Genomic DNA, 22,019 nt, shown 5'->3' with positions numbered 1-22,019 from the left:
GCCGTCCCGAATCGACGGCGGAAGCTGGCACCGGCCCCGCTCATTTCGCAATCTGAGACCGTCCCCGGACCCCTCCTGCGAAAGGGCCCCCCATGTCCGCACGCCGCCGCCCCCGTCTGCTCGCCGCCGTCCTCCTGCTGGCCGTCCTCACCGCCGCCCTCACCGGCTGCGAGGACGGCAAGGGCCTGCGCGACGAGGGCCCGTCGAGCAGTGTCGGCGAGCACCGCTAGCGGACCTCAACCGCCCGACGACGGCTCCCACTTTTCCCCGCCCAGCAGGAACTCGTACGCGGGCCGCCCCTTGTTGCCGCTCGTCCGGAACGGCCTGCCCCCGTCGTCGACGACGAGCTTCCCGCTCCGACCACCACTGGACCACGCCAACTCCAGGTACCAGCGCACGTCGTACGCCGAGGTGTCGGCGGTGATCCGGAAGACCTCGGGGTCCGACTCGCTCACCGAGAACGGGAAGTCCCGCTGCCCGGCTCCGGCCACCACGACCGGGCGCCCCGCGTCGAGCGCGACCGTGAAGGGCCGGCTGGGCACGTCGCCTCCGCAGCCGACGCCCATGACGTAGTCGTTCCACTGCAGCGGCGCGTCCTTGCCGACGACCCGCACGGTCAGACTGTCGAGGACCACGGTCTCCTTGCCCGTGCCCTGCACCGTCAGCGTCACCAACTGCTCCCCCGCCGACACGGCCCCCTCCGCGGCCACCCAGGCGGGCGCCTCCTGCTGGAACGGCGGCGGAGGCACCTTCGAGGGGCCCTTGTCGATCAAGTAGTGCTGGGAGCAGGGCCCTTCCCAGGTGTACGGCCGGGTCGTGACGGTCAGGGGCGGCGCCGCGCTGTCAGCGGTGTCACCGCCGCCGCTCGCGCGGCTCCGGGAGGGCTCGGCGGACGGGGTGCCCTTCGTCGGGGCCGGGTCGGTGCTGCGGGACGGGGAGGCGGAGGAAGGCCGGTTCTCGCCCGGTGACTCGGACGGCTCCTCGGAGGCGGCGGAGCCGACGGGACCGCGGCGGGCGTCGGCGCTCTTCTCACCGTCCCCGGAGAAGGGGTTCACGGCGAGGGCGACCCCGGCGAGCAGAGCGGCGAGGCCGACACCGGCGAGGACGGCCGTACGCCGGGGAAGGCGGAGGCGGGACGGGGAGGGCGGGAGGGGGTCGTTCCCCGGCTCGTTCTGCGGCTCGGGTTCGTGCTGCGGCTCGGCCTCCTCGACCCGTGCCTCAGGAGTCGCCGTCCCCTTCCTCCCCCTCCCCGCGTCGGCCAGCACCCAGCGCCGGTGCAGCTCCACCAGTTCCTCCGGGGTCGCCTTGCAGAGGCGGGCGAGGCGTTCGACGGGGGCGTACTCGGCGGGTACGGCGTCGCCGTTGCAGTAGCGGTGCAGCGTGGACGTACTCATGTGCAGGCGCTTGGCGAGCACCCCGTAACTGAGCCCGGAGCGGTCCTTCAACTCCCGCAGATACGCGGCGAACCCGTCCCCCGAACTGTCCTGCGACACCGTTCCTCCACTCCCCGTCGTCCCGTTCCCCCGTTCCAGGAAAGGGTCGTTCTCCCACGTCAGACGTGGTGCGGGCGTTCCAGCGTCCCGTATCCCCCGGCGATTGCTGCGCCCGGGACAAAAGATCGCACACGCTCTCCCCATCCACAGCAGATCCCGTCGACACGGACAAGGAACCAGCCATGCGCACCTTCCGCCACGCACGTCTTCTCGCCGCCACCGGCGCCGCTCTCGCCGCCCTCGCCCTGACCGCGTGCGACAACGGCACCGGAACCGAGGACGAGGGCAGGGCGGAGCCGTCGACCACGCGCACCGCGCAGCCGGACGACAAGCAGACGGACGACAAGGAGACCGGCGGGCAGACCGAGGAGGCGAACAAGCCGAACGAGCAGACGGCACAGCCCTCTTCCGATGCCGACTCCTCCGAGCCCGTCGTCTGCAACGGCTCGAACACCAAGGTGACCGCCCAGACGGTGTCCCGCCCCCTGAACCACATGCTGCTGACGGTGACCAACACCGGCTCGAAGCCGTGCTCGCTGCCGTACTACCCGCTGGTGCGCTTCGACGAGATGCAGTGGGCGCCGCAGGTCAGGGAGGACTCCCAGCCGCAGGCGGTGCCGACGCTCGCCCCCGGTGAGTCCGGCTACGCGGGTGTCATGCTCTCCGCCGCCGACGGCAGCGGGGAGAACGGCACGACCGCGAAGCAGCTGACGGTCGGCTTCCAGGGCATGGAGCCGGGCAGCGACGGCGGCGCCACGGCCACCGCGCCGCTGCCGAAGAAGGGCGTGTACTACGACAGCGCGCTGACGGTCACGTACTGGCAGCAGGAGGCGGAGGACGCCCTGAACTGACCCCCTCGCCGAACTACCGCAGCATCTGGGCGGCTTCGGTCGCCCAGTAGGTGAGGATGTTGCGGGCGCCGGCCCGCTTGATCCCGGTGAGGCTCTCCATGATGGCCCGGTCGCGGTCGATCCAGCCCTTCTCGGCGGCGGCCTCGATCATCGAGTACTCACCGGAGATCTGGTAGGCGGCGACCGGCACGTCCACCGCGTCGGCGACCCGGGCGAGGATGTCGAGGTAGGGCCCGGCGGGCTTGACCATCACCATGTCGGCCCCCTCCTCCAGGTCCAGGGCCAGCTCCCGCAGGGACTCCCGCGCGTTGGCGGGATCCTGCTGGTAGGTCTTGCGGTCGCCCTTCAGCGAGGAGCCGACGGCCTCCCGGAAGGGACCGTAGAAGGCGGAGGCGTACTTGGCGGTGTACGCCAGGATCGCCACGTCCTCCCGGCCGATCTGGTCGAGGGCGTCGCGGATGACCCCGATCTGCCCGTCCATCATGCCGCTGGGCCCGACGACATGGGCGCCCGCGTCGGCCTGGACCTGCGCCATCTCGGCGTACCGCTCCAGGGTGGCGTCGTTGTCCACGCGCCCGTGCTCGTCGAGGACGCCGCAGTGCCCGTGGTCGGTGGTCTCGTCCAGGCACAGGTCGGACATGACGAGCAGCTCGTCACCGACCTCGGCCCGCACGTCCCGGATGGCGACCTGCAGAATCCCGTCCGGGTCGGTGCCCGGCGTCCCGAGGGCGTCCTTCTTGCTCTCCTCCGGCACCCCGAACAGCATGATCCCGGACACCCCGGCGGCCACGGCCTCCGCCGCCGCCTTCTTCAGGGTGTCCCGCGTGTGCTGCACCACCCCGGGCATCGCGGCGATGGGAACGGGCTCGGAAACCCCCTCCCGCACGAACGCCGGAAGGATGAAGTCCGCGGGGTCGAGCCGCGTCTCGGCGACCATCCGCCGCATGGCAGGCGTGGTCCGCAGCCGCCGGGGCCGCGTACCGGGAAAGGATCCATACGTCGTCATACCCCCAAGCTACGCCCGCCCCCGCGGCCCCCTTACAGACACCCTGTCGGCACCTCCGCCGCCGCCCACCCGACCTGCGCGCCCCATCCCGCGGGGCCATGCTGGAGGGACAACCGCACCCAGGGCCCCGACGGCCACCGCGACCGCCGCCGTCCCTCCGTACGCCCGCCACGGAGGACCCGATGTCCACCACCCCCGACCTGTTCTCCCTCTCGCAGATCCACGGCCCGGTCCTGCGCCCCGGCGAGGACGGCTACGCCGACGAGGTCGCCGGCTTCAACCTCGCCGCCCTGCACACGCCGGACGTCGTCGTCTGCGCGACCGGCGCCGACGACATCGTCACCGCGCTGCGCTGGGCCGCGGCCACCGGCACCCCCGTCGCCGTCCAGGCCACCGGCCACGGCGCCAACTTCCCCATCGACCACGGACTGCTGATCAGCACCGCCCGGATGACCGACGTCACCGTCGACCCCGCCGCCCGCACCGCGACGATCGCCGCCGGAGCCAAGTGGCGGCACGTCCTGGAGGCGGCCGCCCCGCACGGCCTGGCCACCCTCAACGGCTCCTCCAGCGACGCCGGGGCCATCGGCTACACCCTCGGCGGCGGCCTCCCCGTCCTCGGCCGCACCTACGGCTACGCCGCCGATCTGGTCCGCTCCCTCCGGGTCGCCACCCCCGACGGCGCCCTCCACGACGTGGACGCCCGGCACGACACCGACCTCTTCTGGGCCCTGCGCGGCGGCAAGGGCAACGTCGGCGTGGTGACCTCGATGGTCACCGAGCTGCTGGAGCTGTCCCACGTCCTCGGCGGCGGCATCTACTGCGACGGCCGCGACGCCGAGGCCCTCCTGCGCGCCTGGGCGGACTGGACGCGCACGGTTCCGACCGGGATGAACAGCACGTTCAGCCTGCTGCGCCTGCCCCCGTTCCCGGAGATCCCCGAGCCCTTCCGCGGCGGCTTCTGGGCGCGGGTCGTCCTGGCCTGGACGGGCGGCGCGGCAGAGGGCGAGCGTCTGCTGGCCCCGCTTCGCGAGGCCGCGCCGGTCGTCGTGGACACGGTGGAGGAGATGCCGTACGCGGCCGTCGACCGTATCTTCATGGACCCCCAGGACCCCCTGCCCGCCCGCGAGTCCTGCGCCCTGCTGCGCGAACTGCCCCCGGAGGCCGTGACGGCGTTCCTCGCCGAGGTGGGCCCGGAGGTGTCCGACTGCCCGCTGCTGATGGTGGAGATCCGGCACATGGGCGGCGCGCTGGCCCGCCCCGCCTCCGTCGAGGACGCGGTCTGCTCCCGCGACGCCGGGTATCTGCTGGAGGCCGTAGGAGTACTGGCCGCGCCGCCCGCCGCCGAGGCCGTCGAGCGCGCCACCCGGTCCCTGAACGCGGCGATGGCCCCGTACGGCACCGGCCGCACCATGGTCAATCTGCACGGCACCCCGGGCGACAGCGCCGACCGGGCCCGCGCCTGGACCCCCGAGGTGTACGAGCGGCTGCGGCGGACGAAGGCCGCCTACGACCCGAAGAACCTGCTCGCCTTCGGCCACACGGTGCCCCCGGCATAGGAAAACCCCGCCGCCCGCGTACAGACGTACGCGGACGACGGGGTGAACCCGTCACACGTCAGGTCGTGGACCGGCGCCTGCGCGCCCCCGGCCGCCGCTCGCTGGGCCGGGTGACCGGATCCCCGGCCGACAGCGCCGCGTCCCGGCGCCTGGCGCCGAACTCCGCCAGCGCCTCCGCCAGCTTGTGCACGGACGGCTCCGGAGCCATCACGTCCACCCGCAGCCCGTGCTCCTCGGCGGTCTTCGCCGTGGCGGGACCAATACAGGCGATCACCGTCACGTTGTGCGGCTTGCCGGCGATACCGACCAGGTTCCGCACGGTGGACGACGAGGTGAACAGCACCGCGTCGAAGCCACCGCCCTTGATCGCCTCCCGGGTCTCGGCCGGCGGCGGCGAGGCGCGCACGGTGCGGTACGCCGTGACGTCGTCGACCTCCCAGCCCAGCTCGATCAGCCCGGCCACCAGCGTCTCGGTGGCGATGTCCGCGCGCGGCAGGAACACCCGGTCGATCGGGTCGAAGACCGGGTCGTACGGGGGCCAGTCCTCCAGGAGACCGGCCGCCGACTGCTCGCCGCTCGGCACCAGGTCCGGCTTCACACCAAACGCGATCAGCGCCTTCGCGGTCTGCTCGCCCACCGCCGCGACCTTGATTCCGGCGAAGGCACGGGCGTCCAGCCCGTACTCCTCGAACTTCTCGCGCACCGCCTTCACGGCGTTGACCGAGGTGAAGGCGATCCACTCGTAGCGGCCCGTCACCAGGCCCTTGACCGCCCGCTCCATCTGCTGCGGGGTGCGCGGCGGTTCCACGGCGATGGTCGGCACCTCGTGCGGCACCGCGCCGTACGAGCGCAGCTGGTCGGAGAGCGAGGCCGCCTGCTCCTTGGTGCGCGGCACGAGCACCCGCCAGCCGAACAGCGGCTTGGACTCGAACCACGAGAGCTGCTCGCGCTGGGCCGCGGCGGACCGCTCACCGACCACGGCTATCACCGGCCGGCCGCCCTCCGGCGAGGGCAGCACCTTGGCCTGCTTCAGCGTCTGCGCGATGGTGCCGAGCGTCGCGGTCCAGGTGCGCTGCCGGGTCGTCGTACCGGCGACGGTCACCGTCATCGGGGTGTCCGGCTTGCGGCCCGCGGCCACCAGCTCACCGGCCGCCGCGGCGACGGAGTCCAGCGTGGTGGAGACGACGACCGTGCCGTCCGAGGCGCCGACCTCCGTCCAGCACCGGTCGGAAGCCGTCCGCGCGTCCACGAACCGCACGTCCGCGCCCTGCGCGTCGCGCAGCGGCACACCGGCGTAGGCGGGCACACCGACCGCGGCCGCGATACCGGGGACCACCTCGAAGGGCACCCCGGCGGCGGCGCACGCCAGCATCTCCTCGGCGGCGTACGTATCGAGCCCGGGGTCCCCGGACACCGCACGCACGACCCGCCTGCCGCCCCGCGCGGCCTCCATGACAAGATGTGCCGCATCCCGCACAGCGGGTGCTCCGGCGGTTGTTGACGCGCCGTCAACGACCGCCAGCTGAGGCGTGCCTGTGCCCTGGGCCGGATCCGTCGAGGGGTCCGTGTTCACCACGGCCACGCCCGACCTGGCGTGCACCCGGACCACGTCGAGCACCTCGTGCTCGGCGACCAGGACGTCCGCGTTCGCCAGCGCCTCCACGGCGCGCAGTGTCAGCAGTCCCGGATCTCCGGGTCCGGCACCCAGGAAGGTGACGTGCCCTTGTTCAAGGCCGGTGGGAAGGGTGGTGGGGCTCAATGTGCTCGCTCCCCCATCAGACCGGCCGCGCCCTGCGCGAGCATCTCGGCGGCGAGTTCGCGACCGAGTGCCAGCGCGTGGTCGTGCGTCTCGGGCACGGGACCGGTGGTGGACAGCTGCACCATGCGCGCACCGTCGGCGGTGCCGACGACGCCGCGCAGGCGCATTTCCTTGACAATCTGCCCGTCGGCCAGCAGGTCGGCCAACGCGCCCACGGGGGCGCTGCAACCGGCCTCCAGGGCGGCGAGCAGTGACCGCTCGGCGGTCACGGCGACCCGCGTGAACGGGTCGTCGAGCTCTCCGAGCGCGGCGATCAGCTCCGCGTTGTCCGCGGTGCACTCGACCGCCAGGGCCCCCTGGCCGGGGGCGGGCAGAACCGTGTCGACCGACAGGAAGTCGGTGACCTCCTCGATCCGGCCGATCCGGTTCAGCCCGGCCGCGGCCAGTACGACCGCGTCGAGTTCGCCGTCGCGGACGTACCGGATGCGCGTGTCGACGTTGCCGCGGATCGGCACGGTCTCGATGTCGAGTCCGTGGGCGCGGGCGTACGCGTTCAGCTGCGCCATGCGGCGTGCCGAGCCGGTGCCGATGCGCGCGCCGCGCGGCAGGTCGGTGAACTTCAGCGCGTCCCGGGCGACGATCACGTCGCGCGGGTCCTCGCGCTCGGGGATGGCCGCGAGCGTCAGCTCCTCGGGCTGCGCGGTGGGCAGGTCCTTCAGCGAGTGCACCGCGAAGTCGACCTCGCCGCGCAGCAGCGCGTCGCGCAGCGCGGTGACGAAGACGCCGGTGCCGCCGATCTGGGATAGCGACTCCCGGGAGACATCGCCGTACGTGGTGATCTCGACGAGCTCGACGGGCCGTCCGGTCACCTGGCTCACGGCGTCCGCCACCTGCCCGGACTGGGCCATGGCGAGCTTGCTCCGCCGGGTCCCGAGCCTCAGTGCCTTGTCTTTCATACCGGCCCTCGGTCCTTCTCGGTGCTGTCCCCGGCCCGGGAGACGGCGGCCACCGTCTCGGGGTCGAGGTCGAACAGGGTCCGCAGCGCGTCCGCGTACCCGGCGCCGCCGGGTTCGGCCGCGAGCTGCTTGACCCGTACGGTCGGCGCGTGCAGGAGCTTGTCCACGACGCGCTTCACGGTCTGGGTGATCTCGGCGCGGTGCTTGTCGTCCAGCCCCGGCAGCCGGCCTTCGAGCCGGGCGATCTCCGCGGCGACGACATCGGCGGCCATGGTGCGCAGCGCGACCACGGTGGGGGTGATGTGCGCGGCCCGCAGCGCGGCGCCGAACGCGGCGACCTCGTCGGCCACGATCCGGCGCACCTGGTCGACGTCGGCGGCCATCGGGGCGTCCGCGGAGGCCTCGGCCAGCGACTCGATGTCCACGAGGCGGACCCCGCCGAGCCGGTGCACGGCCGCGTCGATGTCCCGGGGCATGGCGAGGTCGAGCAGGTACAGCACCGGCTCGGGCGCCTCGGCGACCGGCTCGGGCCTGCGCCGCTCGGGGATCCGTCCGACGGTGGCCGCGGCGGCGGCGAGCGCCGCGATGGCCTCGGCCTCGTCGGCGGGGCTCTGCGGGCGGGGGATGCCGTTGTCGACCCAGGCGGCGTGCTGCTCCAGGGTGGCCGCGTCCATACCGGCGACGGCGGCCTCGCCCATGACGGAGAAGCCTGACTGCACGGCGGCGAGGTCGAGCGGGCAGTTCTCCTCGTCGGCCGCCGTGAGGCTGCGGGCGTTCGTGCCGCCCAGGGCGGCACGGGTGGGCGCGGGCGGCACCTCGTCGGCGCCGAGCCGCGCGGGCACCCCACGGTCCTTCAGCGCGCCCGCGACGGTCTCCGAGGCGAGCACGAGGCCGGTGGCCCCGGTGCAGGACACGGCGATGTCGGCACGTGTCAGTTCGCCCGGCACCGCGTCCATCGCGACCGCGCGGGCCGAGACACCGGTACCGCCCTCGCCGAGGATCTCCACCAGCCGCTCGGCCCGGTCCGCCGTACGGTTCGCGACCACGACCTCGGCCACCCCGGCCCGCGCCAGCGTCGCCGCCGCCAGCGACGACATCGACCCGGCACCGATGACCAGCGCCTTCTTCCCGCGCGCCCAGTCCTGCACGGCCGTCGTCCGGGACAGCTGCTCCAGGCCGAAGGTGACCAGGGACTGCCCGGCGCGGTCGATACCGGTCTCGGAGTGGGCCCGCTTGCCGACCCTGAGCGCCTGCTGGAACAGGTCGTTCAGCAGCCGCCCGGCGGTGTGCAGGTCCTGCGCACGCGCGAGGGAGTCCTTGATCTGGCCGAGGATCTGGCCCTCGCCGACGACCATCGAGTCCAGCCCGCACGCCACCGAGAACAGATGGTGGACGGCCCGGTCCTCGTAGTGCACATAGAGATACGGAGTCAGCTCGTCGAGACCGACCCCCGAGTGCTGGGCGAGCAGCGTCGACAGCTCGGCCACACCGGCGTGGAACTTGTCCACGTCGGCGTACAGCTCGATCCGGTTGCAGGTGGCGAGCACCGCCGCCTCGGTGGCGGGCTCCGCCGCGACCGTGTCCTGCAGCAGCTTGATCTGGGCGTCCGCGCTCAGCGCGGCCCGCTCCAGCACGCTGACCGGCGCGCTGCGGTGGCTCAGTCCGACGACCAGGAGACTCATGCCGGCATCACGGCGGGCACGTCCCCGTCAGGTCCCTTGTCGCCGGACTCGTCGCGCACGGCGGGCACCGCGCCGGTGCCCTCGGTGGCCGCGGCTTCCTCGCCGGCCTTGCGCTGCTCGTGGAAGGCGAGGATCTGCAGCTCGATGGAGAGGTCGACCTTGCGCACGTCGACGCCGTCCGGGACGTTCAGCACGGTCGGCGCGAAGTTCAGGATGGAGGTGACGCCGGCGGCCACCAGCCGGTCGCAGACCTGCTGCGCGGCACCGGCGGGGGTGGCGATGACACCGATGGACACACCGTTGTCCTCGATGATCTTCTCAAGATCGTCGGTGTGCTGCACGGGGATGCCGGCCACGGGCTTTCCGGCCATTGCGGGATCGGCGTCGATCAGCGCGGCGACCCTGAAACCACGGGAGGCGAAGCCGCCGTAGTTGGCCAGCGCGGCGCCGAGGTTACCGATACCTACGATCACAACCGGCCAGTCCTGGGTCAGGCCGAGTTCACGGGAGATCTGGTACACGAGATACTCGACGTCGTAGCCCACGCCGCGTGTCCCGTAGGAGCCCAGGTACGAGAAGTCCTTGCGCAGCTTCGCGGAGTTGACTCCGGCGGCGGCGGCGAGCTCCTCGGAGGAGACCGTCGGTACCGAGCGCTCCGACAGTGCGGTCAGCGCGCGGAGGTACAGCGGAAGCCGGGCGACGGTGGCCTCGGGAATCCCTCGGCTACGGGTCGCCGGTCGGTGAGTTCGGCCAGTTGCCACGGTGCTCCTGCGGGTAGAGCGGGGCTGCAGGCGGTCGTACGTCCCCAGACCGCCCCGTCGGAAGCAGGCTATGTCTTTGTGAACGCGTGCACAAAGATGGTGTCCGATTTGCCCGGCCAACGTGACCGGGGTCACGCACGTCGCTCTCGGAGGCAAAACCGCACACTTCCCTCAATCAATCCCGCCCCCGAGACCACTTCTCCATCGATCCTAAGCGACCGGCCGGCGCAGTTGTACTAGTCAGTCAGTGCCTTGCGGAGGCGGTTCTCGTCCACGCGCCAGAAGGTGTGCTGCTCTCCGTCGACGAGCACCACGGGGATCTGTTCCCAGTACTGGTCGTGGAGTTGGGGGTCCTCGGTGATGTCCTTCTGCTCCCAGGGGACACCCAGATCCGCGCACACCTTCTCGATGACGATCTGTGCGTCATCACACAGATGACAGCCGGGTTTGCGGATGAGCGTGACGAGGCGGTCCTGGGGGGCCCGGGGGTTCTTGGCCTCGCGGCGGCGGAAGAGGGGAGTCATGTCGGCCATTCTCGCGCGGGGGGTGGTGGGGCGGAGAGGGGCGTCACTGTTGATGAACGCCGTGATGGGATCACTTCTTTAACGACACGGTCGCGGAGAGTTCACAGCCTTCGAACCTCTCGGCTCCGGAAGCACCGAACAAACTGGCTATGCTCACGCCATGGCCGCTCTCGGATGGCTCACCCCCCGTAGGCGCTCCGCCACGGCGCGGAGCGTGTTGGCAGGCGAGGCCTCTGCGGAGGCAGCGCGCAAGTCGGTTCCCGAGTTGGTACCGGAGTCCGGGCCCGAGGAGGAACCCGAGTTCCCGGTGCTCGGGGACGACAAGGCCGCCGCGTTCTTCGACCTCGACAACACCGTGATGCAGGGCGCCGCGCTGTTCCACTTCGGCCGGGGGCTGTACAAGCGGAAGTTCTTCGACACGCGTGAGCTGGTGCGGTTCGCGTGGCAGCAGACATGGTTCCGGCTGGCCGGGGTCGAGGACCCCGAGCACATGCAGGAGGCGCGCGACTCGGCGCTGTCGATCGTGCAGGGGCACCGGGTGTCCGAGCTGATGTCGATCGGCGAGGAGATCTACGACGAGTACATGGCGGAGCGGATCTGGCCCGGGACGCGGGCGCTGGCGCAGGCGCACCTGGACGCGGGGCAGAAGGTGTGGCTGGTGACGGCGGCGCCGGTGGAGATCGCGCAGGTGATCGCGCGGCGGCTGGGGCTGACCGGGGCGCTGGGTACGGTGGCGGAGTCGGTGGACGGGGTGTACACGGGCAAGCTGGTGGGCGAGCCGTTGCACGGGCCGGCGAAGGCGGAGGCCGTACGGGCGCTGGCGGCGGCGGAGGGGCTGGACCTCTCGCGCTGCGCGGCGTACAGCGACAGCCACAACGACATCCCGATGCTGTCGCTGGTGGGGCACCCGTACGCGATCAACCCGGACGCCAAACTCCGCAAGCACGCCCGCGAACTGGACTGGCGGCTGCGCGACTACCGCACGGGGCGGAAGGCGGCGAAGGTCGGCATTCCGGCGGCGGCGGGCGTGGGCGCGGTCGCCGGCGGCACAGCGGCAGCCATCGCCATCTCCCGCCGTCGCCGCTGAATGCCTGCGGCGGCCCGCGCGCGTGGATGGGGGTACGCGTAGCGCCTACGGCCGTCATGCGGCCGGGGCCGGGGCGGGGGGTGTCCGTCCTCGGACGGGCGGCTCAGTACGTACATCAATCCCCCACTCCGGACGCCCGCCACTGCGGGCGAACACCCCCCACCCCGTCCCCTCCCACGGCGGGCGACTGCAACCCATGATCCCGACCCGACCCGACCCGCCTAACTGCGGGCAGCGGCACCGCTGTACCGACATAGCTGCGGGCCGTCGTGCCGCCTAGGCGGCGCCCACCAAGCCGACGGCACCGCCATATCGCCCCAGCTACGGGCAGTCGTGCCACCGAGGCAGCGCCCACCCAAGCCGACGGCACCGCCATATCGCCCCAGCTACGGGCAGTCGTGCCACCGAGGCAGCGCCCACCCAAGCCGACGGCACCGCCATATCGCCCCAGCTACGGGCAGTCGCACCACTGGGACGGCACGGGTGGGCGCAGCGGCACCCCGTGAGCGCGGGCGAGCGGACCCACCTCCAACGGCGCCGACAACGGACGGCACTCGGAGCACCCGGTGACCGAAAGTCGGAGTGCAGCTCCGATCAACTGCGGACCGGCGCAGGCGAACCCGGCCAATCCGGGCGCCATACCCACCCAACCCCCTGTCCAGTCCCCTTGGCTGCACACGGCCACAACACGCCCCGCTCCCGACCGAAATACGATCCCTTCCGGTCAACAATCGGTCACTGCAAGGCACTTACCCGACCGCCAATCGGTTACAGAAGCGACGTAATCGATGATTTGAGCAACTGGGTGTAGCAGCGCCTACACGAAGCGTTATTCTCCTCAGACGCAAACCGGTACCCCTCCGTCGCTACGACGGGTGAACGGTCCCGCACTGCACGTGATGGAAGCTCTGCCTCTGGGAGTCCCGTGTACCCACACGTCGGGGTTGACGCCTCGGGCCTGGCTACGCTGCGCGCAACGGTCCAAGACCTGTTGCGCGGCTTCGTCCCCACCGCGTACGCCGTCCCCGCCCTCGCCGTAGCCGCCGCCCCCGTCGGCCCCTGCTACGCGCTCGCCGACGGCACGGCCGCCGTCGGCAGACGGGGACGCGCCTCCGGCGCCACCACCCCCCGGCGCCCGGCCGCGGACAGCGACAGCGCCCGGATGATGGATCTGGTCGAGCGCGCGCAGGCCGGGGAGGCCGACGCCTTCGGGCGGCTCTACGACCAGTACAGCGACACCGTCTACCGGTACATCTACTACCGGGTGGGAGGTAAGGCGACCGCCGAGGACCTCACCAGTGAGACCTTTCTGCGGGCCCTGCGCCGCATCGGCACCTTCACCTGGCAGGGCCGCGACTTCGGCGCCTGGCTCGTCACCATCGCCCGCAACCTCGTGGCCGACCACTTCAAGTCCAGCCGCTTCCGCCTGGAGGTCACCACCGGCGAGATGCTCGACGCCAACGAGGTCGAGCGCTCCCCGGAGGACTCCGTCCTGGAGTCGCTCTCCAACGCCGCCCTGCTCGACGCCGTCCGCCGGCTCAACCCCCAGCAGCAGGAGTGCGTCACGCTCCGCTTCCTGCAGGGCCTGTCCGTCGCCGAGACCGCCCGCGTCATGGGCAAGAACGAGGGCGCGATCAAGACCCTCCAGTACCGCGCCGTGCGTACCCTCGCCCGGCTCCTGCCCGACGACGCCCGCTGACGCCGCACGCTCAGTAGCGTTCAACTCGCTCTCGGTGAAAGTCCGTTGACTCCCCGATCCGATCATCCGTCGTCCGTAACCCAAGTGCCGCGACGCTCGTTGTGCGGGATGCAGGCTCCCTGTGGTCACTACCCGGCCGTCTCCGATCACTCGATCGTGTGGATGTGGTCGGGTGGTGCAACCCTCAGGACCCCCTGGGGAGTCGACCGTCATGACGAGAGGAGGTGCCGCCAGTGATCGCGAACGTATCGGCGCACCGGCGGGCGAACGCCTTCGCCCAGGCCCTGGAGGAGCAGTCCGACCAGGGCACGGCGGCCGAGCAGTCCGAAGGATCGGCACCGGCCCCGGCCGCTGCGGAACAGACCGAGCAGGGCCGTCTACTGGCCCTCGCCACAGGTCTCGCGGAGCTGCCCCGGCCAGAGCTGGATCCTGAGGTCAAGGTCGTCCAGCGGGCCCAGCTCGTGGCCGCGATGGAGGCCATGCTGCTGGAGAGCGCCGGAGGCGGGGCTGATTCTGCGGTGCCGGAGCAGCGCTCCCACCGGGCCCGGGGCGCACACCGGGCGAGCGGACTGGGCAAGCTGCGACCGCGCTCCCGGCTCACCAAGGGCCTCGCCGCAGGCGGCCTCAGCGTCGGTGTGGCCGCCGGAGCGTTCGGCGGAGTCGCCGCGGCCAGCGGTGACGCCCTGCCCGGCGACTCGCTCTACGGCCTCAAGCGCGGCATCGAGGACTTCAAGCGCGGCCTCGCCGACGGGGACTCCGAACGCGGCCGGGTCTACCTCGACCAGGCCTCCACCCGGCTCAACGAGGCCCGTCGGCTGATGGAGCGCGACCGCAGCGGCCCGCTCGACCACGAGACGCTGGGCGAGGTCCGGCGCGCCCTGTCCGGCATGCACCACGACGCCTCCGAGGGCCACCGGCTGCTGGCCGCGGCCTACGCCGCCGACCCGGACTCCCTCGGCCCCATGCAGGCCCTGGCCGGGTTCTCCCGCTCGCACCGCGAGACCTGGGGCGCCCTGCGCGACCGCCTCCCCGTCCAGCTCGGCGATGTCGGCGAGCAGGTGACATCGGTCTTCGACGCCATAGACGAAGACGTGGCGCCGCTGGAGTCCCTGCTGCCCGAGACGCCCAGCGAGAGCGGCGGCTCCGGCAAGCACCGGGGCGCCCCCGAGTCGGCCTCCACAGGTTCCTCCGGTGCGGACCGCTCGACCGCGCCCAGCAGCGGCAGCAGCGCCTCCGACGGCCGCGGCTCCTCCAGCAGCCCCAGCAAGTCCGCGAGCGGCTCCACCGGCGAGGACGAGGGTCTGCTCGGCGGCAGCACCGGCGGCCTCCTCGACCCGCCGAACAGCACGGGCAGTACGACGCCGTCCGCCGGCGACCCGGCCCTCCCCGAGCCGGACGTCACCCTCCCGCCGCTGCTCCCGGGCCTGCTCCCCGGGCTCGGCATCGACACCGAGGACGCCGACTAGGCACCAGGCTCCGGTACACGACGGGGGCGCCCTTCCCGGGAAGGGCGCCCCCGTTGTCGTACGGCCGTATAAAGCGTTTCGCCGTATAAAACGTTTCTTCGGTGCGCGGGTTGTGGCGGGCTCAGAAGAAGACCGACCGGCGCTGCACCAGCAGCTTGTACAGGGTGTGCTGGATCTGCTCCCTGACCTGGTCGGTCAGGTTGAACATCAGCATCGGGTCCTCGGCCGCCTCCGGCGGATAGCCGTCCGTGTGGATCGGCTCGCCGAACTGGATCGTCCACTTGGTGGGCAGCGGGATCGCGCCCAGCGGGCCCAGCCAGGGGAACGTCGGGGTCAGCGGGAAGTACGGGAAACCGAGCAGCCGCGCCAGCGTCTTGGCGTTGCCGATCATCGGGTAGATCTCCTCCGCGCCCACGATCGAGCACGGAATGATCGGCGCGCGCTTGCGCAGCGCCGTGGAGACGAAACCGCCCCGCCCGAAGCGCTGGAGCTTGTAGCGCTCCCCGAAGGGCTTGCCGATGCCCTTGAAGCCCTCCGGCATCACCCCGACCAGCTCGCCCTGGCCCAGCAGCCGTTCGGCGTCCTCCGCGCACGCCAGGGTGTGCCCCAGCTTGCGCGCCAGCTCGTTGACCACCGGCAGCATGAAGACCAGGTCCGCCGCCAGCAGCCGCAGATGCCGGCCCGCCGGATGGTGGTCGTGGACCGCGACCTGCATCATCAGCCCGTCCAGCGGCAGCGTGCCGGAGTGGTTGGCGACGATCAGCGCGCCGCCCTCGGACGGGATGTTCTCCACGCCCTTCACCTCGACCCGGAAGTACTTCTCGTACACCGGCCGCAGCAACGACATCAGGACCTGGTCGGTCAGCTCCTCGTCGTAGCCGAAGTCGTCGACCTCGTAGTCCCCGGTGAGGCGGCGGCGCAGGAAGGACAGACCGCCCGCGATCCGCCGCTCCAGCCCGCCGTCGTCCTGCGGCTCCGGCGTATCGTCCGTCACCGGTTTCTGTTCCGTCACTGGGCCATCATCCTGCGGGACCGGCCTGCCGGGCAGGGGCTGGACCTCGCCGAGCGCGGAATCCGCGCCCTTGCGCCGGCTCCCCACGCTCCGGCGGCGCTGCGGCCGCGGTGCGGCGCCCGCGCGGGACCGGTCGTCGTCGAACGGAATGACCTTGGCGTCCGCCATCGTTGCTGCGCTCCTCAGTTGGCGCTCTGCGTCGGGAGGTGACCACTGCCCGGAAGGGCCAGCTCGGCGACCCGGTCCACGGCCCCCGCGAGGGCCTCCGGCGGGAGCAGTCCGGGGCCGCGGCTGCGGGAGAAGTCCTCGAAGGTCTCCGCGGTCGTGTACTTCGGCCGGAAGCCGAGGGTCTCCCGCATCTGGTCCGTCGCCACGACCCTGCCGTGGGTCAGCAGGCGGATCTGCTCGGGCGAGAAGTCCGTCATACCGAGCGTACGCACCAGCGAGCCCGCCCAGGTCACCGCGGGCAGCAGCAGCGGCACGGTGGGCCGCCCGAGCCTCCGCGCGCACTGCGACAGCAGCAGGACCCCGTCCCCGGCGATATTGAACGTGCCGCTGTTCAGGGTGCCGCGGGCGGGCTCGTGCGAGGCGATCCGCAGCACCTCGATCACATCGTCCTCGTGCACGAACTGCAGCCTCGGGTCGTAGCCGAGAACCGTCGGCAGGACGGGCAGCGAGAAGTACGAGGCGAGCGGTGTGTCCGCGGTCGGCCCGAGGATGTTGGCGAACCGCAGCACGCACACGGCCACATCCGGCCGCCGCCGCGCGAACCCGCGCACATACCCCTCGACCTCGACGGTGTCCTTCGCGAAGCCGCCGCTGGGCAGGGACTTGGGCGGGGTGGTCTCGGTGAACACCGCCGGGTCCCGGGGCGCCGAGCCGTAGACGTTCGTACTGGACTTCACCACCAGCCGCTTGACCGTCGGCGACTTCTGGCACGCCCCGAGCAGCTGCATGGTGCCGATGACGTTGGTCTCCTTGACCGTGGTCCGGCTTCCGCTGCCCAGCGCCGTGCCCGTCACGTCCATGTGGACGACCGTGTCCGCGCCCGTCTCGGCCAGCACCCTCGCTATGGTCGGCTGCCGGATGTCGGCCTGAATGAAGTCCGCGCCGCCCAGATGGTGCTCGGGCGGAACCGCGTCCACGGCGACGACCCGGTCGACCTGTGGGTCACGCTGGATCCGTCGTACGAAACGGCCCCCCAGTTGACGGGCCACTCCGGTCACGAGCACGACCTTTCCCAAGATCAGCGCCTTCCTTCCAGGAATTCGTCCAGACCCGATGTACCGCTGCTCGTTACCCTGCCGGGTTCCCCGTGTGCCGCCAACTTAGCGGGTCGATGTTGCGCTGTGATGACCACCCAATGCATGAAGTGACGGCATCCACAGGACGGACGAACAGATGCAGCCAGTGTGAGCGTCCGGGCCCGCGTACGAGGTCCGGCCCGCCGCACAACGGCCCCGGAAAAGGAGTGTGGCCCCCGACCGGCAACCGGTGGGGGGCCACACTCACGCTCTCGCGGCGGCTCGCGTCGCGAGTTACTTCTTGTTGCGACGCTGAACGCGCGTGCGCTTGAGCAGCTTGCGGTGCTTCTTCTTGGCCATCCGCTTGCGCCGCTTCTTGATAACAGAGCCCACGACTACCCTCGCTCACTTCTCATCACTCGGTGTTTGGGCGCCATGGGCCCACACGACCTACGAGGGGCTAGCCTACCCGCCCGAGCGCTGAGGTCGTAATCGAGGTGGCCGGGGGAGATCCGACGGTGCCCTGAGGATCCCCCCGTACCCCGTGCCGTCAGGCGGTTTCCACCCCCACATAGCTCTCACGGAGGTACTCGTGTACCGCTTGCTCGGGGACGCGGAAGGACCGCCCCACCCGGATCGCGGGCAGATGACCGCTGTGCACCAGGCGGTACACGGTCATCTTGGACACTCGCATCACCGAGGCGACTTCCGCCACGGTAAGGAACTGAACCTCGTTCAGAGGCCTCTCGCCAGCTGCAGCCATGACACACCTGAACCTTCCGCACTCGACGGCCACCGGCTTCCCCTTCCGGTGACTCTTCGTCGCTGCGTGCTCACTCCCCAATGTAGGGGCGGGTGGTGCGAGTGGGGAAGAGGTGCACCCATCGGCGGCCTACTGTGACAGACACGCTCGTTTGAGTACGTAGCGGGTAAGCGGCCGGTAGTAAGCAGACCGCACACCGTCATCAAGTGGAACGACGACGGACACCACCCCCTCCGCCTCCCCCACGAAGAGCGCGGGGTCATCGGTATCGGCCAGCCCAATGGCCTCAAACCCCAGCTGACCTGCTCCGCAGACCCAGCCGTGATCCCCGATCACCAATTCCGGCAGCGGCCCGTCGGCCTCGGCCGCGGCCGCCAGCGCGAGCCGAACCGGGAGCGGGGAATGCGTGTGTGCGCCCGGCTCACGCCCGGAGCCAACGGCGTCGGCCGCGCGTACGAGCGCGACTCCTCGTACGTACTCAAGGTTGTACGTGCGTAGACCGAACCGGGTCGTTATGTCGACACAGCGACCCTGCGCGGGGGTGAGGACGACACATCCGGCCGCCGAGAGAGCGTCCGCCAAGGCGGCGTAGAAACCGAGCAGCGGACGCGGGTGCCCGGTGCCGATGAGCACGGCCCCGCCGCGCCGGACGACCGCACGCAGCCGCCCCGCGAACGCCTCCAGGCCCGCCAGCGTCCGATCAGGATCGATCACATCATGCCCGTCAACGCACAGCGGATCGCGGGAAACCCCGCATTTGTCCGCCATCAACGCGACCAGTTCCCGCTGCCCCCACTCGGCGCACGGGTCGACCCCCATCAGCGCCCGGGGATCCCCGGCCGCGAACAGCCGATAGCTGCGCAGGCTCGTCTCCCGGGTGGTGGCCACCACCCCCGCCAGCCGAGCAGCGACCAGATGGCCCCGCAGAGCCCCAATGGACAACACGCAGCGATGCTGGCGGACGCGGGGCGGGGGTGGGGGTGGAACGGGGTGAAGTGCGCACGGTTGGCGTAACGGCGACGGCAAGCCCGTAGGGGTGGCCCCCTACGGCAGCAGCCCCCGCAGCGGGAACACCGCCCGCCTCGTCGCCAGTACGGCCTGATCCAGCCGGTCCGCGGGGTCGTACCCCGCCTCCCACTCCCCGTACGACACGGGCCAGCGCCCGTCCGTCATCCGCACCGGCGCCAACTGCCGCGTACGGGCGAACACTTCCTGCCGCCACTCCTCCGGGATCGACGCCTCCGGGGCGATCTCCCGGCCCGCCGCGATCCCCACCAGATGCGTCCACGAACGGGGTACGACCTCCACCACCGCGTAGCCGCCGCCCCCGAGCGCCACCCAGCGCCCGTCGGCGTACTCGTGCGCCAGGTCGTGGCAGGCGACCTGCACGGCCCGCTGCGCGTCCAGCGACACCGCCAGATGCGCCAGCGGGTCCTCGAAGTGGGTGTCCGCCCCGTGCTGGGTCACCAGCACCTGCGGCCGGAACCCGGCCAGCAGCTCCGGCACCACGGCGTGGAACGCCCGCAGCCAGCCCGCGTCCCCGGTCCCGGCCGGCAGCGCCACATTCACCGCCGAGCCCTCCGCGTCCCCGGCCGCGCCTGTCTCCTCCGGCCAGCCGGTCTGCGGGAACAGCGTGCGGGGGTGCTCGTGCAGGGAGATCGTCAGGACCCGCGGGTCCTCCCAGAACGCCGCCTGGACGCCGTCCCCGTGGTGCACGTCGACGTCCACATAGGCGACGCGCTCGGCGCCGAGCTCCAGCAGCCGGGCGATGGCGAGCGAGGCGTCGTTGTAGATGCAGAAACCGGAGGCACCGCCGGGCATCGCGTGGTGCAGGCCCCCCGCGAAATTCACGGCGTGCAGCGCGTCCCCACGCCACACGGACTCCGCCGCGCCCACGGACTGCCCCGCGATCAGCGCCGAGACCTCGTGCATCCCGGCGAACGCGGGATCGTCCAGCGTGCCGATCCCGTACGACCCGTCGGCGGACCGCGGATCGGCCGAGGCCGCCTTCACGGCGTCGATGTAGTCCTGGCGGTGCACGAGCCGCAACGTCGACTCCCCGGCCGCCTTCGCCGTGACCACGTCCACGGCCTGGTCGAGCCCGAAGCTCTCCACGAGACGCCGGGTCAGGGCCAGCCGGACCGGATCCATCGGATGCTCCGGCCCGAAGTCATAGCCCGTTACTGCCTCGTCCCACATCAGCTGTGCGCGGCCGCTCATGCCCGCCACCGTATCGGTCCGATCCAGTCTCGAACGATCGGGCATACACAAGCGTCACCAGCACCAACACCATCGGCACAAGCATGGCCCCGCGGTAACTCCACGCATCGCCCAAGGCCCCCACCAACGGCGAACCGACCAAAAAGCCCACATAGTTGAACACATTCAGCCGGGCCACGGCCGCATCCGACGCCCCCGGCGACAACCGCCCCGCCGCGGCGAAGGTCTGCGGCACCAGCACGCACAACCCCAGCCCCAGCAAGGTGAACCCGAGCAACCCAATGTTGGCCGACGGCGCCCACGCCACCACCGCGAACCCGCCCGCGGCCACCACGGCCCCCGTCCGCACCACGGCCACCGCCCCGAACCGCCGCACCCCGAAGTCCCCGAGGGAGCGCCCCAACAAGGTCGTCACCATGTAGACGTTGTACGGAACGGTCGCCATCTCGGGGCTGCCGCCCAGCACGTCCCTGAGGTACTTCGCGCTCCAGTTGGAGACGGTGGAGTCCCCGATGTAGGCGAAGGTCATGACCAGGCACAGCGGAAGCAGAAGCTTGAACCCCACGCTCCCCGCCGCCGCGGCCCCGCCCTCCTCCGGCTCCTGGCGACCGTCGATGTACCAATGGCTCCCGACGAACGCCAACGGCATCAGCACCACAACCACAGGCAGATACGACAGGAGCAACGCGTAGTCGAGGCGCGCCCCCACCCAGGCCAGCGTGGCGCCGAAGATCCCGCCCAGGCTGTACGCGGCATGGAAGCTGAGCATGATGCTGCGCCCGTACGCCCGCTGGAGGCTCACTCCCAGCATGTTCATCGAGGCGTCCAACGCACCCACGGCCAGTCCGAACGCCGCGAGGGACACCCCCAGTTCGACCATCCGGTCCCCCGCCGCCACCCCCAGCAGCGACAGGAACACCACCGGCTGGGACCACCGCAGCACCCGGCTCACCGGTACCCGCTTCACCAGCCACCCGGTCGCCACACTCCCGGCCCCGGCCAGAATCGGCACGGCGGCCAGGAACGCCGGCAGCAGCGCGTCGGAGACCTCGTAGCGGTCCTGGATCGCCGGTATGCGGGTCACCAGGAGGGCAAAGGCCACGCCCTGGGCGTAGAAGCTGAACGTCAGCGAGGCCCTGCCGCGCCACAGCACATCAGTCATGGCGGCGAGCGTAGGGCTCCGGCGTACCCGTGGGTAGATCCAGCCAAAGATGAATTTCCTTCAGCTTTGGCGGACCGGCTGCGGACCGGCTGCGGACCAGTTGCGGCTGTCTTCAGACCAGCAGATCGAGCAACTCGCCCATGTCGGCGAAGAGTCCGTTGGCGCCCTCCAGCCGCGAGGCCGGGGTCATCGCGGTGAACCCGTAGACATCCATGCCCGCGGCGACGGCCGCCTGCACCCCCAGCGGACTGTCCTCCACGACCACACACCGCTCCGGCGCGACCCCCATCCGCTTCGCGGCGTACAGGAACAGATCCGGCTCCGGCTTCCCGCGCCCGACGTCCTGCGAGCTGAAGATCCGCTCATCCTCGAACCACCGCGCCAGCCCGGTCGTCCGGTGCCCCACCCGGATCCGCTCATGACTGCCGGACGAGGCCACGCAGTACGGCACCCCGTCAGCGGCCAGCTTCTCCAGGACCTGCTCGGCCCCGGCCACGGGCTTCAACTCCCGCTCGAAAGCGGCGAACACCCGGGCGTGGAAGACATCGTCGAAGTCCGCCGGCAGCCGCTGTCCGGTCCGCTCCTCGACAAGATCGTGTACGCGGTGCATGGCGGAGCCCATGTAGTCGCGCAGGGAGTCCTCGTAGGAGGTGGGGTGGCCCAGCTCGGTCAGATAGGCGGCGAGGTGCCGGTTGGATATGGGCTCACTGTCGACGAGTACACCGTCGTTGTCGAAGATGACGAGGTCATAGCGCATGGGTAGAGCCTAATCCGG

The 22,019-nt window shown here is 71.4% G+C and carries 21 protein-coding genes; 6 read left to right on the top strand and 15 right to left on the bottom strand.

The window, feature by feature from the left end; translation table 11 throughout:
• Positions 1 to 92 precede the first annotated feature (92 nt).
• Positions 93 to 230: a hypothetical protein gene (locus tag GA0115233_RS40835; RefSeq protein ID WP_176711608.1), complete on the top strand. Its 138-nt coding sequence runs from the start codon at positions 93 to 95 to the stop codon at positions 228 to 230.
• Positions 231 to 236: 6 nt separating this feature from the next.
• Here the strand turns inward: GA0115233_RS40835 and GA0115233_RS02205 are convergent, their stop codons facing one another.
• Positions 237 to 1,493, bottom strand: a complete 1,257-nt coding sequence (locus tag GA0115233_RS02205) for a helix-turn-helix domain-containing protein (RefSeq protein WP_255310025.1) — start codon at positions 1,491 to 1,493, stop codon at positions 237 to 239.
• A 182-nt stretch (positions 1,494 to 1,675) separates the two neighbouring features.
• Between GA0115233_RS02205 and GA0115233_RS02200 the strand changes: the two genes are divergently transcribed.
• Positions 1,676 to 2,344 (top strand): DUF4232 domain-containing protein, encoded by a 669-nt coding sequence (locus tag GA0115233_RS02200; protein ID WP_093718317.1) that lies wholly within the window; start codon positions 1,676 to 1,678, stop codon positions 2,342 to 2,344.
• A 13-nt stretch (positions 2,345 to 2,357) separates the two neighbouring features.
• On the opposite strand, the gene hemB is transcribed toward GA0115233_RS02200, so the two are convergent.
• The gene (gene hemB / locus GA0115233_RS02195; RefSeq protein WP_093718316.1) at positions 2,358 to 3,350 is read right to left on the bottom strand and encodes a porphobilinogen synthase; all 993 of its coding nucleotides are present in this window, start codon (positions 3,348 to 3,350) and stop codon (positions 2,358 to 2,360) included.
• A 182-nt stretch (positions 3,351 to 3,532) separates the two neighbouring features.
• Here hemB and GA0115233_RS02190 point away from each other — a divergent pair, with 182 nt between their 5' ends.
• Positions 3,533 to 4,909, top strand: coding sequence for an FAD-binding oxidoreductase (locus GA0115233_RS02190; protein WP_093718315.1), 1,377 nt, complete (start codon positions 3,533 to 3,535; stop codon positions 4,907 to 4,909).
• 58 nt (positions 4,910 to 4,967) lie between these two features.
• Here GA0115233_RS02190 and GA0115233_RS02185 read toward each other — a convergent pair whose 3' ends face one another.
• The 5 genes from GA0115233_RS02185 to GA0115233_RS02165 form a co-directional block, all read right to left on the bottom strand.
• Positions 4,968 to 6,668: a uroporphyrinogen-III synthase gene (locus GA0115233_RS02185; protein ID WP_093718314.1), complete on the bottom strand. Its 1,701-nt coding sequence runs from the start codon at positions 6,666 to 6,668 to the stop codon at positions 4,968 to 4,970.
• A complete protein-coding gene (gene hemC / locus GA0115233_RS02180; protein WP_093718313.1) occupies positions 6,665 to 7,624 on the bottom strand; it encodes a hydroxymethylbilane synthase in 960 nt (319 codons plus the stop codon). The genes GA0115233_RS02185 and hemC overlap by 4 nt, the downstream gene beginning before the upstream one ends.
• Positions 7,621 to 9,306 (bottom strand): glutamyl-tRNA reductase, encoded by a 1,686-nt coding sequence (locus GA0115233_RS02175; protein ID WP_093718312.1) that lies wholly within the window; start codon positions 9,304 to 9,306, stop codon positions 7,621 to 7,623. Before GA0115233_RS02175 ends, hemC begins: the two co-directional genes overlap by 4 nt.
• Positions 9,303 to 10,067 (bottom strand): redox-sensing transcriptional repressor Rex, encoded by a 765-nt coding sequence (locus GA0115233_RS02170; RefSeq protein ID WP_093718311.1) that lies wholly within the window; start codon positions 10,065 to 10,067, stop codon positions 9,303 to 9,305. The genes GA0115233_RS02175 and GA0115233_RS02170 overlap by 4 nt, the downstream gene beginning before the upstream one ends.
• Before the next feature lie 236 nt (positions 10,068 to 10,303).
• The gene (locus GA0115233_RS02165; protein WP_093718310.1) at positions 10,304 to 10,600 is read right to left on the bottom strand and encodes a glutaredoxin family protein; all 297 of its coding nucleotides are present in this window, start codon (positions 10,598 to 10,600) and stop codon (positions 10,304 to 10,306) included.
• A gap of 151 nt (positions 10,601 to 10,751) precedes the next feature.
• Between GA0115233_RS02165 and GA0115233_RS02160 the strand changes: the two genes are divergently transcribed.
• From GA0115233_RS02160 to GA0115233_RS02150, 3 genes are all read left to right on the top strand, one after another.
• On the top strand, positions 10,752 to 11,678 hold the full coding sequence (locus tag GA0115233_RS02160) for an HAD family hydrolase (protein WP_093718309.1): 927 nt from the start codon (positions 10,752 to 10,754) through the stop codon (positions 11,676 to 11,678).
• Between the two features lie 925 nt (positions 11,679 to 12,603).
• Positions 12,604 to 13,377 (top strand): ECF subfamily RNA polymerase sigma factor, BldN family, encoded by a 774-nt coding sequence (locus GA0115233_RS02155; protein ID WP_093718308.1) that lies wholly within the window; start codon positions 12,604 to 12,606, stop codon positions 13,375 to 13,377.
• Positions 13,378 to 13,610: 233 nt separating this feature from the next.
• Positions 13,611 to 14,843 carry a DUF5667 domain-containing protein gene (locus tag GA0115233_RS02150; RefSeq protein ID WP_093718307.1) on the top strand — a complete coding sequence of 411 codons (1,233 nt, stop codon included), beginning with the start codon at positions 13,611 to 13,613 and terminating at the stop codon, positions 14,841 to 14,843.
• 121 nt (positions 14,844 to 14,964) lie between these two features.
• Here GA0115233_RS02150 and GA0115233_RS02145 read toward each other — a convergent pair whose 3' ends face one another.
• The 8 genes from GA0115233_RS02145 to GA0115233_RS02110 form a co-directional block, all read right to left on the bottom strand.
• Entirely contained in the window at positions 14,965 to 16,023 is a 1,059-nt protein-coding gene (locus GA0115233_RS02145; RefSeq protein ID WP_093718306.1) for a lysophospholipid acyltransferase family protein, read from the bottom strand.
• A gap of 14 nt (positions 16,024 to 16,037) precedes the next feature.
• Entirely contained in the window at positions 16,038 to 17,099 is a 1,062-nt protein-coding gene (locus tag GA0115233_RS02140) for an NAD-dependent epimerase/dehydratase family protein (RefSeq protein WP_093718305.1), read from the bottom strand.
• A 294-nt stretch (positions 17,100 to 17,393) separates the two neighbouring features.
• The gene (locus GA0115233_RS02135) at positions 17,394 to 17,492 is read right to left on the bottom strand and encodes a 30S ribosomal protein bS22 (RefSeq protein ID WP_003948845.1); all 99 of its coding nucleotides are present in this window, start codon (positions 17,490 to 17,492) and stop codon (positions 17,394 to 17,396) included.
• Between the two features lie 157 nt (positions 17,493 to 17,649).
• On the bottom strand, positions 17,650 to 17,862 hold the full coding sequence (locus GA0115233_RS02130; RefSeq protein WP_004984898.1) for a helix-turn-helix domain-containing protein: 213 nt from the start codon (positions 17,860 to 17,862) through the stop codon (positions 17,650 to 17,652).
• Between the two features lie 129 nt (positions 17,863 to 17,991).
• Complete coding sequence (locus tag GA0115233_RS02125) at positions 17,992 to 18,807, bottom strand: phosphatase (RefSeq protein ID WP_093718304.1); 816 nt, start codon at positions 18,805 to 18,807, stop codon at positions 17,992 to 17,994.
• Between the two features lie 99 nt (positions 18,808 to 18,906).
• A complete protein-coding gene (locus GA0115233_RS02120) occupies positions 18,907 to 20,082 on the bottom strand; it encodes an acetoin utilization protein AcuC (protein ID WP_093718303.1) in 1,176 nt (391 codons plus the stop codon).
• Positions 20,033 to 21,244, bottom strand: a complete 1,212-nt coding sequence (locus GA0115233_RS02115; RefSeq protein WP_093718302.1) for an MFS transporter — start codon at positions 21,242 to 21,244, stop codon at positions 20,033 to 20,035. Before GA0115233_RS02115 ends, GA0115233_RS02120 begins: the two co-directional genes overlap by 50 nt.
• Before the next feature lie 112 nt (positions 21,245 to 21,356).
• Complete coding sequence (locus GA0115233_RS02110; RefSeq protein WP_093718301.1) at positions 21,357 to 22,001, bottom strand: HAD family hydrolase; 645 nt, start codon at positions 21,999 to 22,001, stop codon at positions 21,357 to 21,359.
• Between the last annotated feature and the right edge of the window lie 18 nt (positions 22,002 to 22,019).

Source organism: Streptomyces sp. DI166, from assembly GCF_900091315.1.
Lineage (GTDB): Bacteria > Actinomycetota > Actinomycetes > Streptomycetales > Streptomycetaceae > Streptomyces > Streptomyces fuscus.
This window is presented reverse-complemented; position numbering and strand designations above follow the sequence as displayed.